The 16460-nt window shown below is 47.9% G+C and carries 16 protein-coding genes and 1 pseudogene; 5 read left to right on the top strand and 12 right to left on the bottom strand.

The genetic code is table 11. From position 1 onward, the window contains the following. The 3 genes and pseudogenes from J3482_RS18010 to J3482_RS18000 form a co-directional block, all read left to right on the top strand. Nucleotides 1-271 (top strand): annotated as a pseudogene (locus J3482_RS18010) (hypothetical protein); the annotation flags it as partial. A 571-nt stretch (nt 272-842) separates the two neighbouring features. Then, complete coding sequence (locus J3482_RS18005; protein ID WP_146825000.1) at nt 843-1370, top strand: hypothetical protein; 528 nt, start codon at nt 843-845, stop codon at nt 1368-1370. After that, nucleotides 1363-2565, top strand: coding sequence for an MFS transporter (locus tag J3482_RS18000; RefSeq protein ID WP_236018369.1), 1203 nt, complete (start codon nt 1363-1365; stop codon nt 2563-2565). Before J3482_RS18005 ends, J3482_RS18000 begins: the two co-directional genes overlap by 8 nt. A 408-nt stretch (nt 2566-2973) precedes the next feature. On the opposite strand, the gene J3482_RS17995 is transcribed toward J3482_RS18000, so the two are convergent. The 4 genes from J3482_RS17995 to J3482_RS17980 are packed head-to-tail and all read right to left on the bottom strand — an operon-like array spanning nt 2974 to nt 6762. Further along, nucleotides 2974-3810, bottom strand: coding sequence for a sulfotransferase domain-containing protein (locus tag J3482_RS17995; RefSeq protein WP_188332414.1), 837 nt, complete (start codon nt 3808-3810; stop codon nt 2974-2976). Beyond that, nucleotides 3800-4849, bottom strand: coding sequence for a YVTN family beta-propeller repeat protein (locus tag J3482_RS17990; RefSeq protein ID WP_188332415.1), 1050 nt, complete (start codon nt 4847-4849; stop codon nt 3800-3802). Before J3482_RS17990 ends, J3482_RS17995 begins: the two co-directional genes overlap by 11 nt. Nucleotides 4850-4899: 50 nt before the next feature. After that, nucleotides 4900-6018, bottom strand: a complete 1119-nt coding sequence (locus J3482_RS17985; protein WP_188332416.1) for a glycosyltransferase — start codon at nt 6016-6018, stop codon at nt 4900-4902. A 60-nt stretch (nt 6019-6078) separates the two neighbouring features. After that, nucleotides 6079-6762 carry a glycosyltransferase family 2 protein gene (locus tag J3482_RS17980; protein WP_206922870.1) on the bottom strand — a complete coding sequence of 228 codons (684 nt, stop codon included), beginning with the start codon at nt 6760-6762 and terminating at the stop codon, nt 6079-6081. A gap of 135 nt (nt 6763-6897) precedes the next feature. Between J3482_RS17980 and J3482_RS17975 the strand changes: the two genes are divergently transcribed. Then, nucleotides 6898-8262: a glycosyltransferase family 2 protein gene (locus J3482_RS17975; protein WP_206922869.1), complete on the top strand. Its 1365-nt coding sequence runs from the start codon at nt 6898-6900 to the stop codon at nt 8260-8262. A gap of 117 nt (nt 8263-8379) precedes the next feature. Here J3482_RS17975 and J3482_RS17970 read toward each other — a convergent pair whose 3' ends face one another. From J3482_RS17970 to J3482_RS17960, 3 genes are all read right to left on the bottom strand, one after another. After that, nucleotides 8380-8622, bottom strand: a complete 243-nt coding sequence (locus tag J3482_RS17970) for a hypothetical protein (RefSeq protein WP_206922868.1) — start codon at nt 8620-8622, stop codon at nt 8380-8382. A gap of 412 nt (nt 8623-9034) precedes the next feature. After that, nucleotides 9035-9259 carry a hypothetical protein gene (locus J3482_RS17965; protein ID WP_236018368.1) on the bottom strand — a complete coding sequence of 75 codons (225 nt, stop codon included), beginning with the start codon at nt 9257-9259 and terminating at the stop codon, nt 9035-9037. 131 nt (nt 9260-9390) lie between these two features. Beyond that, nucleotides 9391-9708, bottom strand: a complete 318-nt coding sequence (locus tag J3482_RS17960; RefSeq protein WP_206922866.1) for a transposase — start codon at nt 9706-9708, stop codon at nt 9391-9393. Nucleotides 9709-9961: 253 nt separating this feature from the next. Between J3482_RS17960 and J3482_RS17955 the strand changes: the two genes are divergently transcribed. Beyond that, nucleotides 9962-10306, top strand: coding sequence for a hypothetical protein (locus tag J3482_RS17955; protein WP_206922865.1), 345 nt, complete (start codon nt 9962-9964; stop codon nt 10304-10306). A 190-nt stretch (nt 10307-10496) separates the two neighbouring features. On the opposite strand, the gene J3482_RS17950 is transcribed toward J3482_RS17955, so the two are convergent. The 5 genes from J3482_RS17950 to J3482_RS17930 form a co-directional block, all read right to left on the bottom strand. Further along, the gene (locus J3482_RS17950) at nt 10497-11258 is read right to left on the bottom strand and encodes a UbiA prenyltransferase family protein (protein ID WP_206919897.1); all 762 of its coding nucleotides are present in this window, start codon (nt 11256-11258) and stop codon (nt 10497-10499) included. A 103-nt stretch (nt 11259-11361) separates the two neighbouring features. After that, on the bottom strand, nt 11362-13227 hold the full coding sequence (locus J3482_RS17945) for a hypothetical protein (protein WP_206919899.1): 1866 nt from the start codon (nt 13225-13227) through the stop codon (nt 11362-11364). Between the two features lie 67 nt (nt 13228-13294). Then, the gene (locus J3482_RS17940; protein WP_188332413.1) at nt 13295-14320 is read right to left on the bottom strand and encodes a DUF4179 domain-containing protein; all 1026 of its coding nucleotides are present in this window, start codon (nt 14318-14320) and stop codon (nt 13295-13297) included. Beyond that, nucleotides 14317-14859 carry an RNA polymerase sigma factor gene (locus J3482_RS17935; RefSeq protein WP_146824844.1) on the bottom strand — a complete coding sequence of 181 codons (543 nt, stop codon included), beginning with the start codon at nt 14857-14859 and terminating at the stop codon, nt 14317-14319. Before J3482_RS17935 ends, J3482_RS17940 begins: the two co-directional genes overlap by 4 nt. Before the next feature lie 907 nt (nt 14860-15766). Beyond that, nucleotides 15767-16460: IS3 family transposase (locus J3482_RS17930; RefSeq protein ID WP_206922864.1), on the bottom strand; the 694-nt coding region annotated here is incomplete at its 5' end.

Below are 16460 nucleotides of genomic sequence, written 5' to 3'. Positions count from 1 at the left end.
CCTGTGTGCGGATTGGCTCTGGGAATACGAGGCGATTGCCACAACGTTTGACTGGAGCGGCGAGGATGTATGGCACTTCTATAACTTTCGTGGTAACGCCGAGAAGCACGTCGCGCTTCAACCAGGAGTGCGACAGTGGACCGCCGGACGACTCAGACGAAGACTATTCCATCTACCTGGGATTCTAGTGCGTCATGCACGCCAGTGGACCATTCGTCTTCCCGTGTATGCCAAGCATCGGTCGTTGCTCATGCTTCATGCCGCCACATAGATTTTCTTCCAATTGAAAAAGTGGAGTTCATAGCCTGGCTTGGGGAGGGGAGAAGTGTGTCCATTGCTCTAATTCCGTACCATGATTTCGCCGTGTTCGCTAACAAACCCACCAAATACTTGAAAACATGCCCCGGTCAATGATCTCAATCACCTAATCGTTGAAATCCGGGATAATACCACTAATTCGTGGCATAATTGGGTTGTGGAGATGATTGTTAGGAGGTGTTTCAAATGGAGTTGTGGCCAAAGTCACTTGCAGAAATAACACCAAAAATAATGGGTTGGATTTTGAGGGGCGCCTAGCCGCTTGTTTGTACAGGAAAGCGAAGACGTCGAGGTGATTGTCACTGACGATTGGGTCTATAGGAAGTGGACAGCGATATGACACCGTTATCTGCGAACTTGGAACACCATCGTTTGGCTGATTCGACCGATCCGTATCAACCGTAGCAAACTGACTGGGGACTCATCTTATTTATCCTCATCAAGACATAACACAAAATATAGAAAATTATTTATAAATTATGATATTATGTACTGCAAAATTGAGTAATCAGGAGTTGGAGAAAATGAAGGATAAAAATGAACTGTACCCTTTAGGCGCTCTGAGTCATTTTGTAGTTCATGATCTCCCAAAATATAACACAAGCAATAAATTAACAGATGCGTGTATTAAGGTTGAAAATTTGATGCCGGACGTAAGCCTAGTACTTCACATCGCTTACCAAGAGCCATTCGTAACAAGAATTAGGGCAATGGGTGACCTTGGTATGATACTAGTTTTGTTTTCTAGGGCAGGAATGGATGCGGAACCCGTCTTACATAGGCTTAAACTACTTTCAGAAACAGTTGGAGTTGTCCCACGTGACACTTATGCCTCCTATGTAACGTACAACCCTACTAACGCGTTAAGAATTTTTACAGGGAATGAAAGTGAATTTCACTTTATTCAAAGCCTTGTATCAAGATACATTCGTATGCAAGATAAATCCATAAAATATGGTACAGGTGGATTTCCATTTGACTCTTTCTTACAAAAACGTATTGACATGATTGAGGCGGCTAAAGAAGAAGTTGAGGTTCCTTTACATGTATAGGAACGTAAGGGGAGAACCCAGTCCACCACAACAATTTACCCAAATCGTGATTGCGGTTGCTTTGGTGACGTTCAGCCAAGGTCTCTTAATCCCACTACTTGCCACACTTCAATCAGGGCATATTTCTTCCATCCTGAATAGTCTCAGTACGACAGACCTGTATACGGGTCTCGTACTTGCAATGTTTGTCGTAGAGAGGGTCCTCCGATGGAGCGGGATGAGGAATACAGTTGTATGGGCGCTCTGCCTAGGAATAGTTATGATTTTATTGCTCGGAATGACTCAGAATGTGTGGCTGTGGCTCGTGTTTCGCTTTGTATTTGGGTTATGTCTCGGCACCATCCACTTCACTACACAAACTTGGCTTGGGAAGTTGACGGATACCGATAGGCGAGGCAGACAAATGGCATTGTACGGGATGGCTACAGGTGTTGGCTTTTCAGTTGGACCGCTCTGCCTCAACACAGTGTCATTATCACGGGCGATTCCTTTTGTGTTAACCGGTTTGGCCTTAACCATTTCTGTGGTACTTATATCACGGTTACCAAATAACGGCCTTGTTGTTACAAATGCAGAGCAACATCAGGATTCACCGAAGATCTCTACACGTCATCTATACCGATTAGTCCTTCCGGCTGTATTAATGCCGTTTGTGTTCGGATTTATGGAATCAGCATTAAACGGAGATTTACCTCTTTATGCGAAGGATGTTGGATTACCTTTAACAGTGATGTCAATGGCTTTAGCCGCATTTGTGATAGGAAGTCTTGTGTTGCAATATACACTAGGCTATCTGAGCGACCGTTGGGGAAGGAGGAGAATATTGGTTAGTTGCTCCTTGATTGGAGCCGTGATATTTGCTGTAACGCCGTTTGTGGATTCAACTTTTGGATTTACGATGATGTTTGCTCTTGCTGGCGGATTTGTCGGTACGTTGTTCAGTCTGAGTTTAGCGTTTCTTAGTGATTTAGTACCTTCAAACAGACTCCATCAGGCAAACCGTCTAGCCATGATTCATTTTGGGACCGGGATGACACTTGGGCCAATACTGGCAGGAGGTGCCATCACCTGGCTAATGCCGAACAGCCTATTTTGGTCATTGAGTGTGCTGTATATCTTATATGTCGTAATTGGACTACTTGTACGGCGAACGTTTCCGCTTGCAGAGGAAACCAAACGAACAAGATCTGTGTGATGAGAAAAAGCAGGGACATTAGATACACGAATCAGTTTCTCAAACCGCAGGAATGTGTCGTATCGTTTTCCATGGGGGCTGGGGCATAGCCGCCAGGCAGGGTTTGGGACGGCAGTCCCAAGTCCTTAGGCCGCGCCATGTCCTGGTGTCCGGAGGAAAAAAGCGCTACGTTGACAAACATCGACGTAGCGCCTCAATTGCTACCGACGCAGCACCAAGGTATCGGTTTGACAGCGTGAAGATAGCCCAGCGTCTCCTGAATATCCGCCGCACCCATTGACAGCAATGGTTGCGGCGTTTTTTGTGATGCTCCCCTGACATCCCGGACAAATGCGCAATAAAAAATGGCGTGCCACTGCACACACCATTTCACCAGTTGATTGACCAGTCCATCAGTCCCTATAATCTTTATAATGTATAGCCAAATGATTGTTGAAGTGCGCCCGCGACCGTGGCAAACGCCTTCGAGATCTCCGGCGTAAAATGTGTCGCAAAATCGCCAATGGCCCCCTTGCGAAAGGTGCCGCACGTGCGAGGGTCAATACTGTCTTCCATCCGGCGCACACAAACCGCTTGCATCTTCGCGTCCACATTCCCATCACAAAGATAGCGCACAAGACCCGCCAGCATCTTTCTTCGCGACGCCTCGTCGCGAACGAAGTCCTCATACCGAACGACATAGGTGGACGGCTGTTTTAACCAGCCATAAAAAGGACTCACCCAATCGTGGAAATTGGGATAATGAAAATCCCCGTCATCGATGCCTTCAATCAACATGAGCAGTCGCTCCTCCTGCGTCGGTGCATGAGTGAGCAAATAATTTCGCAGTGCATTCATCTGATGATATTCAGGCTTTTCCACGATAAAGTGGCAAAGCGAAACGAGTACATCCCGTAAGTCGCGAATAATCAACAGATGTTTCATCTGCAGACGTTGCAGCATCCGCAGCCACTCTGGCGAGTAGTAAATATGACCCACCGCGAAATGTTCATCCTTTACGCGACCCAGTCGATAAAATGAGGTTTGATAATCCAGTGGATCGAAAAAAGTATCTCTCGGGTCATGCGTCCACCCTGGCATACCAGAGATGATTTGGATTAACAAGTTCGTCCCACTCTTTGGAATTGAATTGAGAAACAACGTGTTCGGAATCAATGGCGTCGCCCTGCTCTGCATCGACGCATCCCCTTCCTTCACAACAATCTGGTTCGCTGCCACACGACGAAACATCTGGTTATCTGCCACGCCGCCTTCCCCTCTCTCCACGTATGCGTTGTCGCCGCAACTCGATAGCGAGTTCCCGTTCTCGCTGGCGCGCCTCATACGCCTCTCGCGCCAAACGCATTCGTTCCTCCATCGACAAAGCGCGAAATGCCCGCCTATCCTGCTGAAGTGAATACCCATTCGGCACCTCGGCAATGCCCATTGGCACTCTGCCAACCTGAAATGTCCTTGCGACGGCACCACTGATGCTATCCAGCACGGCCACGCGGCGCGCGCCAAAGCAAGTGACGTATATGCTGCGCCCATCGAACGAGACAGCAAGCCCCATCGGCAGGCCCGCCACAGGAAACTCCGCCACCACCTCATCCAAGGCCGTGTCAAGCACCGCCACCTGCTGGGCGCCGGGCTTCGTAATATAGACACGGCGGTCATCCGGGGCCGCGGCGGCACTATAGGGCACCCCGTCGACTGGAATGGTTTTCACGACCGATTGTGTCAACATGTCTATCACCGTGATAGTGTCATCCTTGGCGTTGGTGACATACACTTTCCGCTTTCTCGGCAACAAAGCCATCGAAGTGGGATAGTCGTCTGTCGACAAGGTCCATGGAGCGCCACCAGAGCCAACGGGTAGAAACAAGACCGTGTTGTCGCCCTTGTTCACCACGCCCAGCCAACGGCCATCGGCTGTCAACACCAGTGCCGACGGCGCCTTCCCAACAGGAATCGTCTGTTCTACCGCATAATCTGCGAGGCGAATGACGGACACGGTATTTGCGCCCTCGTTGACGACATACAACAACCCGCGTCGCTCATCGACCGCCATCGCCACCGGCGTCTTCCCTACACCAATCGACGCGCAAAACGCATGTTGACGAAGGTCGTACACTGCGACAGAATCGGCTCCTTCATTGACGATATACAGCTGTTGCCCGCGTCGATAAAGAGCAATAGCAGCCGGATTATCCCCGCAAGGTCCCAACGTATCCACGTGCCCTTCACGCAAGTCGATCACGCTTAGCGAATTGTCAACCTGATTGGTCACAAACAGTCGAGTCATGTCCATCCTCCGTTCCCGCCCATTGCGTGCGACATCACGGATCTCCTGCGTCAACCGATACACACCATGTATTGCTGCAACAAATCATCACACGTCTTTGCCACAGAAAAATTCTCCGTCACCCAGTCTCTCGATACCGCTCCCAAAGCAGTCAAATCCCGGCGCACTGCCGCGTTTATCTCGCGAAACAGGCGCGAACGAGATGCGGGAAACCGAGATCCATGATCACCAAAATACATCGACCACGCCAAATCAAAATTGGCGGGTTCCACGAGACCAAAAAAACCATGTTCGCCAACGGCCACCACGGGTTTTCCACAAGCCATCGCCTCGAGTGCGACACGCCCGGTCCCCACGACTAAATCCGCAGCAGCATAGCAGCGATTCATATCCTGCCGATTGCCCAACAAGTGGATAAATTCGCCCTTGCGACGAGCGTTCAATTTGTTCGCGAATCGTTGCAAGTCACCAAATTGATACCCTTCTCCAACTACCAACAAATGCAGATTTGGCATTCGACTCACCCGGACATCGCGGCACACTTGTAACAGCAAACGGATGACGGCCGCCTTTTGCCAAGAGATACGGCTGGCACTTAGTACGACGAAGGACGACGGATGAATCCCGAGTTCCCCTCGAACATCATTTTTCACAGCCGAATCCATCGGTCGAAACGCGTCGATGTCCACGCCGTTTGGAATCAGGACCGAAGCATGCCCAAAATTCGCGAGATAGTCCTGAACAGGCAAACTGACACTGATACAAATGCGGCACTGTTCTAAAATCGCCTTAAGCGGCCCTACCTCGTAATACGTGCCATGGATGGTAAACATGAGCGGAATACCGAGGTGCGAAGCGACACTTGCGGCAATAGATCCGGAAGGCGTCTGGTGAGCATGCAGGATATTCACACCTTGCTCCACGACAACGCGCGTCAGTTGTTGTGTCAACTGGGCGCGCAGGGCGGGATCAATCGCGTCCGTCAGCGCAAATGGCAGATCAAAATGCGCAATGCCGGACGCCTGCAGTTGCGACAGCAACGCCCCGCTTTTGCCTGCCACCAACACCTTCACCCCGCGCCGCTTCAACTCGCGTGCAATCGATAGAACATGCGTTTCTGTTCCACCGATATTGAGTTGATCCAACACGAATAGGACGCATGGTTGCACCAGATTCCCTCCTCGTTCTGCACAGTGTGTAGACATTGGCCTGCACACCGTCGGATGACCTCACTGATAATAGGCGCGCGACCTCTGATTTGTGTGTTCGCGGTAGAAATAGAGCACGTCGGGGAGATTTTCAATGTTCGCGGGTGCCGACAAACAGCGCACGATAAACTCGTAATCCTCCGCGCCTTCCACCCGCCGAGTGGGCCCGCCCACTTGGTCAAACAGCCATCCGCGGAAGAGAATCGTGCCGTGGCACACGCAGTGTCCGCCGCTGGCGTAGACTTGGCGAATCTGCTCCCCATAGGCCAGCCAGTTGGAAAACTGTCCGGGTTCCTCTGGACGCCGTTTGAACGTTTTATAGTTGGTGCCAACTAAATCGACTTCTGGATGTGCGCGAAGATAATCCACCTGTCGCTGAATCCGTTCAGGATGAGAGATATCATCTGCATCCTGAACCGCGATAAACTCGCCCGCGCTCATAAAAAAACCGGTGTGGACTGCGCCTGCAAAGCCGATATTGCGAGGCATCGTCACGCGCAAAGTCCGCGAGGCATCACGAACTCTGCGCGTCCATTGCTCCAAGACACGCGTGGTGTGGTCGGTACTCGCGTCGTTGACGACGATAATTTCAATATCTGGATAGGTTTGCTGTTGCAGGCTGTCCAAGCAATCATTCAAATATTGTGCTGCGTTGTACGCAGGGACGACGATACTGACCAACCCTGGTCGCCTAGGAAACCCCATCGTCTGGCCACCCCCTTTGGTCACCGTATGCAGACGAGCAAACACGTTCTATAGACAACAATGGAAATTTCGTACCAGGGACGCAAACGATGGTCAAACATCGGGAGAATCAACAAGCTGAGGAACATACAACTGATGGAGAAACAAACTGAGCGGATTAATTTGCCGTCTGCGATTGGAGGTATACACCAGATGGGTCTGCACGCTGTTCTTTTCCCATATACAGACGACCGCAGTTTGCAACGGGCGCTAAAGTCGCTGACACACGTCCAACATGCGCTCAATTGCGTGACGGTTCTACGCCGCGAGGAACAACGCGATTTGCCCTTGCACACATTGACAAACAGCTTATCCATACCAGTGACCACACATTTTTTAAACGGTGATTGGCAACGGACACCGCACCTACCGCATGAGCCGAACGATATTTTTCTCTTTCTGCACGATGAAGATTTTGTGAGTACCCCACTCCCAGATATCGTCCAAGCGTGGCCGGACCACCTCGAGGTTGTCACGTGCCCGAGCACCGCGTACTCGCCTATTTACAAGCGCTCCCTGCTCGTGCGCGCACAAACTTACGAAGCGCATGGTGCGCATTTTGGACATTTGCTATATTCCGACTCCGAAGCGGGTCTTGCGGCTTGCCTGTCACAGCTCGAACCACACCAAATTCTGCATCTGGATGTCCCCATTGTGCGACAGACCCGGCGAAGAAACAGTCGGTTTTATCCAGATAGAATCGCCTATCTGACCCATCTGAGCAGCGCTGGCGCAACATCGAGTGACCTCAGCCTGCCAACCGTCGGCGTTTTGCTCGCCGCATATCAAGCAAGTACCACGATTGACACCGCGCTTTCCTCGCTCGCCAGCCAACGCGTGTCGGCAAGTGAAATTTTAATGGTCGACGACGGATCACAAGACGATACAGCCCCACGCATTGAAACGTGGCTGCCAAAACTGCAAAACGCCCGTTTGATTCGCGCGCCTGAGAATCAGGGAAAGGCCCAAGCACTCAACATGCTCGTTCCATACATCAGCTCCGACTTCGTCATGGAGCTCGATGCGGACGATTGGTTAGACCCGTTTGCCATTGCGACGATTCAGCAATTGGTCTCACAAGTGTCCCTAGAGACCTCACTTCTCTACGGCAACTTTCGAGTCTGGATCAAACGCATGCACACGCTGCAACTCGCTGGCGTCAATCGGGGGCGCCAAGTGTATCAACCGCGGGAACTCCTCACATACCCCCTCCCGTTAGGCCCGCGAATCTACCGAACGTCAGCGCTAAAGGCTATCGGTGGCTTCCCAGTTCCAACGTTTGCCGACGGCCGATTGTACGAGGACGTGCTCGTCACGCGCAACCTGATGCGCCAAGGCGCCATCCGCTACGAGGACTTCACCGTCTACAACGTCCTGCGACACGCCGACAGCATCACGCGGCAACATCAGCACGCCTGGTCCCGATTCGTCGAGCTCTATCAACGAGACTTCCACAGCTAGCATTTGAAAATAGGCATCCTCCCCGCGTTGATTGTCCACTCGCTCGTCCACATCGTGACATAGACTGCAGTATCCAAACAAAGGGAGGAATGGCACATGAGTGACATGGAGCGCCGTTTACACCATCGCAAAGGCGCGAAAGTGAACATTTTCACCAACGACGGCAACCAGATTATCGGCACGCTCGACTCGATTGAAGACGGTCTGGTCCGGCTGACCAACGCCACGGTCTTCAAGAACTTCAAGCGTCGGTTGAGTGATACAACGGTGTTTGTCGTGATTGACAAAATCAATTCGTTCCATCGCGTTCGCCGGAGCCACCATCATCATCGGCACCACCATCACCACCACAAATGCCACGAACACAAGCATCATCGGCACAACTGTTGCGACTGCGAAGAGTGACGGATGCCGCAAGGCACCACATCGGGCGCATGGGTGGACGGCCCATGCGCCCGATGTGGGAACCGAAGGCGCTTGGTGGTGGTGGGTCGAAGGCACACCGAAGGCCGGCCATAGTTGACTCTGAATCATTTTGTGAGTTTTTTGCTGGTCTTTTTGGAGACCGGATCAACCCCCTCTTATTGGACAATCGATGTCTTTTGAAAGGTGACTTAAGATTCGAACACAACTTCAACGGTATCCAGAATTTTCTCTCGTGTTTTTAAACGCGGATCGACTTTGTCGGCATCAACCCGTTTTTCACATGTTCACGATGGAATTCTGCGGGTGACAAATAGTGAATGCTTGAATGAATCCGCTCGTGGTTGTACTACCTCATGTATTTATCCACCGTTTCGTATGCCTCTGCATACGTCTCAAATTCACATGAGGATAATCTGTCATCTTCTAACAGACGATGGAATGACTCAATATGTGCATTCATGTTGAGCGTTTTGGGCGGAATCCGTTCATGTTCAATCTTCAGTTCCTCGCACGCCTCTTCAAATACATTGCTGATAAACTGTGGACTGTTATCTGAGCGAATCACTGGCATTGCTTGTCCACCTGTCAATAGCTTTCTCTTCCACAGTGCGCTTTTTAGCGTCATGACTGCATCTTTCGCTTCACAGCGTAGCCTTTGGCTATCCACTTTCTTGCGATCTTTATTTTGTCCGCAAGTGAGGGTTAGATTTTTTTTAATAGGTCACGCAGGATAGAAACCTCCAGCGTTTGTTCCCCTAACGTTTTCTTCAGCTGTTCGTTTGCTTTTTCCAATTCCTTTTTCTCTGCTACAAGCTGTTGATATTCATCACTCGTAACGACCGTAGCACCCGCACGGGTCTTCCCGTTTGAGAGCCCTCCATTCTGATACTGGCGCACCCAACGATTGACCACATTCGAAAGAATGTCATGCTTGCGTGCCACAATCGATACGTTTCCGGTTTCCAAACACTCTTTCACAACCTGCTCCTTAAACTGCTGAGAAAATTTACGTTTTACCACGGACAACGCCGCCTGAGTTTATTGTTCTATAAACATCGGGTATTGTCCAATTATATACCGGGGCTTAAGAGCGGTCACCTACAGCATTGTTGGAACAGCCAAGGAGAACGGGCTAAACCCCCTTGCCTATCCAATACCTATTCGAACAGTTGCCGAACATGGAGACCAGTGATGCTGATGCAATGGCGTCGCTCATGCCGTGGTCTAAAGCCTTGCCTGAACGAACACGTCACCCGAAACGGAAATAACCTTTATGGATCTGAAACCTCCCCATCACTCGCTGGTGGGGAGGTTTCAGATTCTACTTCCTAGCGACGAGCTAGCAATACGTGTGCGCGCTTTAACGCTCACGCCTACGGAGACGCCTACGGAGTATATTCGACACCAAATGAAACAAACTGGGGGCAATCTGCCTGTGTTTACGAACGCCGCAATGCAAATGATTCATGCGGCTAGCAAAGGAATCCCACGGGTGATGAACCAGATGTGTACGCAAGCGTTATACGATACCGCCGCAAAAAACAGCGAGGCCATTGATGAAAGCCATGTCGGGCGGGTTTTAACGGACCAGGAGTGGCAGAGAGGAAGCGCGGGCTGAGTGATTGACGGCGTAGCATTCAACTACAGGGCAGATTGACGTCATAGCCGCTCCGCCAATGGCGGTGAACCAACCACCGACAAACAGCGTGAGCGGCTACATCATAGAACTCGAAAGAATGCTTGACATTAGATAGCTGATCTTATAAATTTAAAAATTACAAATTTTTCTGTTATGGGTTAGGCTGGGCTCACTTCGGAGACAAACACAGTATCATACTTACTACAGCTATGAAGAGAAGTATTGTACAAAATGTCTGCTTATCCTTCAATAAAACCATCTCTGGCCGTCCCCCAACTTTGTCTACGTAAAGCAATTTGAAATAACGCAATACACCATAAATTACAAATGGTATAGTCAACATCATGTACAGACTGTGCCCAGAGAAAACAGTGAATAGCGAATAAAACATAAGCAGCGAACTGGATGTACCGACAAGCAACACATTCAATAATCCAGACGAATAATGTTGCAACACGCTACGACACATATGGTGTTCTTTTTTCCAGATCATATATTCATTTTTGCGCTTCCCTGCCGCTAGGAATAATGATAGCATCAATGCACAGCAAAGAAACCAAGGTGTTAATTTTACCGAAATGGCCGCTCCGCCAGCGGCTGTACGTATCACAAAACCAAGTGCTATCATCAAAATATCAATGAACACCACTTTTTTAAGGCCAAGTGAGTAAGCAACGTTCATTACCAAATACCCCATCAGCATCATACCGAAAACAATATTAAGAAAACATCCTAATGTAATTGCAGTAATCAACGTCATCGCCCCAAACCACAAAGCGATTCTCGGCTCAAGCTGACCTGACGCCATTGGCCGTTGACACTTATGTGGATTCTTTTGGTCAGAAGCCAAATCGACATAATCGTTTAGGATGTAAACACAACCGGAAATAAAAGAAAACAATATGAACGCCTCAACTTCTCTCTCAAACATGGTGGAGTTCACTCTTGGTATCGTAAAAATAAACGCCGCGAAAATCAGCCCATTTTTTGTCCACTGGATCGGCCTTAATTGAGCAAACAACAACCAAAGAATTTTAAGGAGCTTCTGTAATCCGATAAACATTGTTATTGGGCAATATTTTGAACGATCGGCAGAGACGATAGTGTTGTTGGGCCCATGCATCATATTGATCACCCTTTACAGTCATTAAGTATTGAATGTGCTCGGTTTTCAAATCTTGGATAAATCTAAATTCTCTACTTTCATCAAGCCGATAAACTGCGTTTATTGCACCACGACCGTATAGCGGGTAGGGAAACGCCACATCATTATCAATCCCAACTGTAATCGGTTGATGGATATCATCTATCCACGTGTATTCAGGGTAAACAACGCTGCCGACCGTTCTCCCGGCTCGAGGTGTATGAATTGCGGTAGTGATGGCGCGCGTGACTAGACTGGAGTCCTCTTTGTTCGTAGCTGCAAATAGAATTCCTCCAGCTAAATAAGATCCACTAACTATGACTAGGAGTAATGTGCTTAGTGTCGTTCTAATCCACACCTTCCTAATAAGAAACAACACATAAACGACGGACCAAGCGCCCAGCGCAGGCATGAACAGGGTGTATCTTGCCCACCAATTTGCCGGTTGCAATATAAAAATCACTAACAACGGCAAAATCAGCTGAAAAAACATCCATTTTTTTCTACACAAGGTGTATATCGCAAACATTACTAGTGCCGGGAGCTCGATAAACGTCCACTGAATCCCAAAACCGCCAATTTGCATATCGTAAGCGTAATAGGTAGCAATATGAGTCCAAGAAATCCACACCTGTTCCCACCATGCTTTTCCAAGTAACTGGGTAGGTGTATTGGGAGTGATAATTAACTTCTGAAGGGATCCATCACCATGAAAAATGGTGTGCCCGTGAAATTCCACGTTAAATGGATAGACTGGATTTTGGTAAACAGCCCACGTATGGATATACCAGTACGTTCCAAGAACGAGAATCGGAACAACAAACAAACATGCCTGCATGACGATATGTGTTATCGCAATCTGTCTTTTTCGATACCAACGTATCCACATAATCACCACGACAATGAAACAGATCCCGATATACATAGAGGCTGAGGATTTAATACCAAGCGCCAATCCGCCTGTGACCCCACATAGGGAGATGTACCTAGCGTCTGCTTCACGGATAAATTTCAAATAGTAGTAAAAGAAGCCGAGGAACATCGATGTGAAGGCGAGATCGTTGTAATCGGTCGTTGCTTGCAGGACAACCGTCGGTACAGTAAAAAACAATGTGCCTGCGATGATGGCGTAATCTCGCTTAAGCCCTATGATTCGCGTGATTCCGACTGTTGCAGCAATCCCAATCAGGGCAAATATCCATTGACCAAGATGAACCCAGCTATCGCTGTGCACTGACAGGTAAAGCCAAGCGAATACTAGTTCGGCATTTTTAGGATAAACGTTAGCCCATAACGAAGATGTAGTATCTTGAATGCGTCCGTCGTGAATCCAAGATGCAACAGAGACAAGATGATAACCGAGTTCATCATAAGCGTATGGAGGCAGCAAATGACCGACATATGCCACAAGCGCCAGGCACAAAATGAGCATCGCTGTATAGGCTGTGGATATTCCATTCATTCGGAAACGAGGTATTCCCTGCGAGCACCTCTCCGGAAACACCCGTCCCGTCCGAATGTATACGATACTCACGGAAATAAGGTAAACCGCTAGTGTTACCATTAAAAAAGTGCTATTCAATAGGCTTTGAAAGCACACGCCAGATATAAAAATCCCAAAACAAACTTGTGTTACAAATAACACCAAGAAGGAAATGAATCTATCTGTAGCATTACGAAAACGAAATGACTGTACAAATGAAAACGAACTCATACTAATCAACAATGTTGCGGCTAGCCATTCAGCAATATCCATGTTATCCCTTTCCGTTTAAGCGAAGGATCTTGAACTCAAGAACTCAATAGAATATGAGCCGCACGATTCAATTTAATGGCACACTAATATCTAAGTTTTTAAGCTCTGTTGAAATAGACGATGAAGAAGGAACATTCTCAGGTAGAATTTTCATGTTGTCACCTAGACTGTCAGGTCTATCAAACATAGCAAATGCATAAACGGTCTCTATCCCATCACTTATTGAATGGTATGTCGCTCCAGCTAAATTGGGCAACAGAACAGCATGATTTGATGATGCATTCAAAAAAATGTTTGTGTTTTGTCCTTGTGCAAACGTGTAGTGATACTCAACAATTACAGTAGCAGGCGTAATTGTTACATCATCAATACCAAGTGTTGTGCCTTCATAGGTCTTACTAACACTAGAAGAAATGGTTCTGGTTTTTGTAAATTCCTTTTCACCAGATACAGGGATCTGAACTTCCCAATATCCTCGCGTATTTCCAATTTGGTGAATCACAATTTGAAGATCAAATTTCTTAGGTAACGTTTCGTTGGAAGAAACCGGGAAAATCTCGTTAAATCCGTGCCAGGATTGAGCGGACACACCACCTGCTTCGCCACCAGTTGTTAAATTCAATGGTTTTCCCTTTAAATAAAATTTCATCTCGGGAGCAATAGCGGTTTTCCCTAAGGTGCCCTTAGAAGTGTTGATTTGATATTGTAATGCGATACGACCTTGGTCATCATAGATGTCATTTACAGTGAAAGTAATTCCATGATCAATGGCTGAGACGTGGACCTTGTCATCAAATACAGTAGTCCGACTTAGACCTGGATCACCAAGCCAATCGTAGACCTGATTAGCAATCGGCGTCTTATCCATAGCTAATGCTACACTGGGAAAAACAATTGATAATCCTAAACCGCAACCAACTATCCCAAGTACACTAGCGGCAACACAAGCTATGCCTCGACGTAAACGTTGATACGGTAAGTGCCCTTTTTTCTTTGTGTTGCCCTTAAATTGATCCCACACTTGTTCAAAAGAGACCGATGACGAGGCCTCTTCGGCCATTTCCCTCAATGATTTTTGAATATCGAAATTCATACACATCCCCCTCGCGCTTCCAGCTCAAAAAAATCGTTATCATCCAATTTCTTTCTCAAGGTTGTCAAAGCTGAGTTCAACCGAGACTTACAGGTTCCAAGCGGAATTCCCAACGTCTCCGAAATTTCATTTAAAGTTAATCCAGCAAAAAAATGTAAAACAATAACCTCTCTGCTCTTGAATTTTAGTTGGTTAATCGCAGTTTTAATCACGTCTACCTTCTCGCTATTTAACAAGCCTTCTACCGGTGCGGGCGCTTCCACATCAATTAGTTCTCTTGCTTCGGGTACAAAGGTCAACCATTTCTGTTTACGCATCATATTCTTTGCAACATTAACAGTTATTCGATACAACCAAGGTTCAAATGGCTTTGACGAGTCGAAAGTATGATACTTACGAAAAACTTGGATAAAGGTCTCCTGTAACACATCGTCCGCAAGGACTCTCGATTTCGTCAGTAAGAGTGCTGTTTTAAACACATACGCCGAATATTTTTCAAACAAGCGCCTAGCTTGACTCTCTGAGAGTTGATCATCCAAATGAAATAAAGCCTCCTCTCACTTGTTCACTCTATATACACGCCCAATTGCAAAATGGTTCGGTTTTTTACAGTGTATACCGCATAATAAAAGCGCAAAAAAAAAAACGCAGCGTAAAATGCATAACTAGTGCCCCTTCAGGCAACCTTGATCTTCTTTTTGTTCCCGTAGAAGGCTAGCGTTTCGCCTGTGCTTATTACGCCAGCGAATATATGCCCGAATTGCATTAACAAGTGCCTTGTGGTCCCCATGGTTGCTGCAATTAAGACAAACAGCACAAACTTGCGCCAAGGGCCGAAAGGACACTCTACCCGATTGAGCCACGATGCGTGTGCCGGAGTGTAGACCAATTCCACGTTATTCTCGACCAGTTTCGGACGCGCTCATGCTTGTGCGGCGAAAAGTTGTCCAGGATGATGTACAGCCGCTGGGAACGGTGATAACGATGGCGTTGCACCCTAAGAAAATGCAGGATGTCTTGATGCTTTTTCGAGTTCGAGACATGCCCATACATTTTGTCGAATTTCAAGTCCAATGCTGCCAGCAGAGGACGAACACCGTGCATCCGATGGTACGTCGCCTGTAACCCAGCTGGGCTTACGTTTACGAACCACCACGAACCGAAGATGACTGAATCGATAGTGATCCGAATTCGTCCAGACAGATCATTCACCCGTCCTTGGGTGGATTGCCGTACCGCGACTGGATTCGCTTTTTTACTTTCTGGATCGTTTGATGATTTCCAGGTCTTCATGTGTTGATAAATTATGTTCGCTTGACTTAGCCCAGCGATAAGATGTCAAGTCATTGATCTTGTGAAATTGGAAATGAATTCGGTCAAAGTGGTATTAAGTCAATATGGTGGACACACCAAACCGAGAATGTATGAAAATCCCATTTCGTTTGCTTAGGCTGCAGGTTTGTGTGTCCGTTCGTACGTCGCTTGGTATTGGGCTGGTGTTTTGTAATCAATAGATGAATGAATGCGTTGCCGGTTGTACCAAAGCTCAATGTACTCCCAGATTTGGCGCTTGGCCAAAGTGCGCGTCTTGAACTTCTCCAGATGGACGAGCTCGCGTTTAATGACGCTATGAAATGACTCGATACACGCGTTATCGTAACAGTTGCCTTTCCGACTCATGCTGCTGATCATCCCGTAGTCCCTGAGCTTGTTCTGGTACTCTTTTGATGCATACTGGCTTCCACGGTCCGAATGGTGTAAAACCCCGGGTTTCGGCCTTTCACGTCGATACGCCTGGTTTAACGCATCGATGACTAGTTCTTTTGTCATCCGCGAGTCAACCCTCCAGCCCACGATTTTTCGGATAAATAAATCCATGATGCTCGCTACGTATAGCCATCCTTCAGCGGTCCACCCATAGGTAATGTCAGACATCCATACCTGGTTCGGACGCTCGGCTCGAAACGTCTGGTTTAACACATTGTCAGAGACAGGATGATTGTGCTTCGGATCGTTCTTATACTGCGCAACCCAGCCATAGACGGTCTTTTGAGATATGCCAAGATCGCGCGCAACTTGGGAGGCGACTTTCCCCTCCTCCAGAACCAACTTCACTGTATTCAGTTTGAAATCCGCATCG

The sequence above is a fragment of the Alicyclobacillus suci genome, from assembly GCF_017329615.1.
GTDB classification, from domain to species: Bacteria; Bacillota; Bacilli; order Alicyclobacillales; family Alicyclobacillaceae; genus Alicyclobacillus; species Alicyclobacillus suci.
Note: the sequence above shows the minus strand (reverse complement) of the source record. Positions and strands in the feature narration are given on the sequence as shown.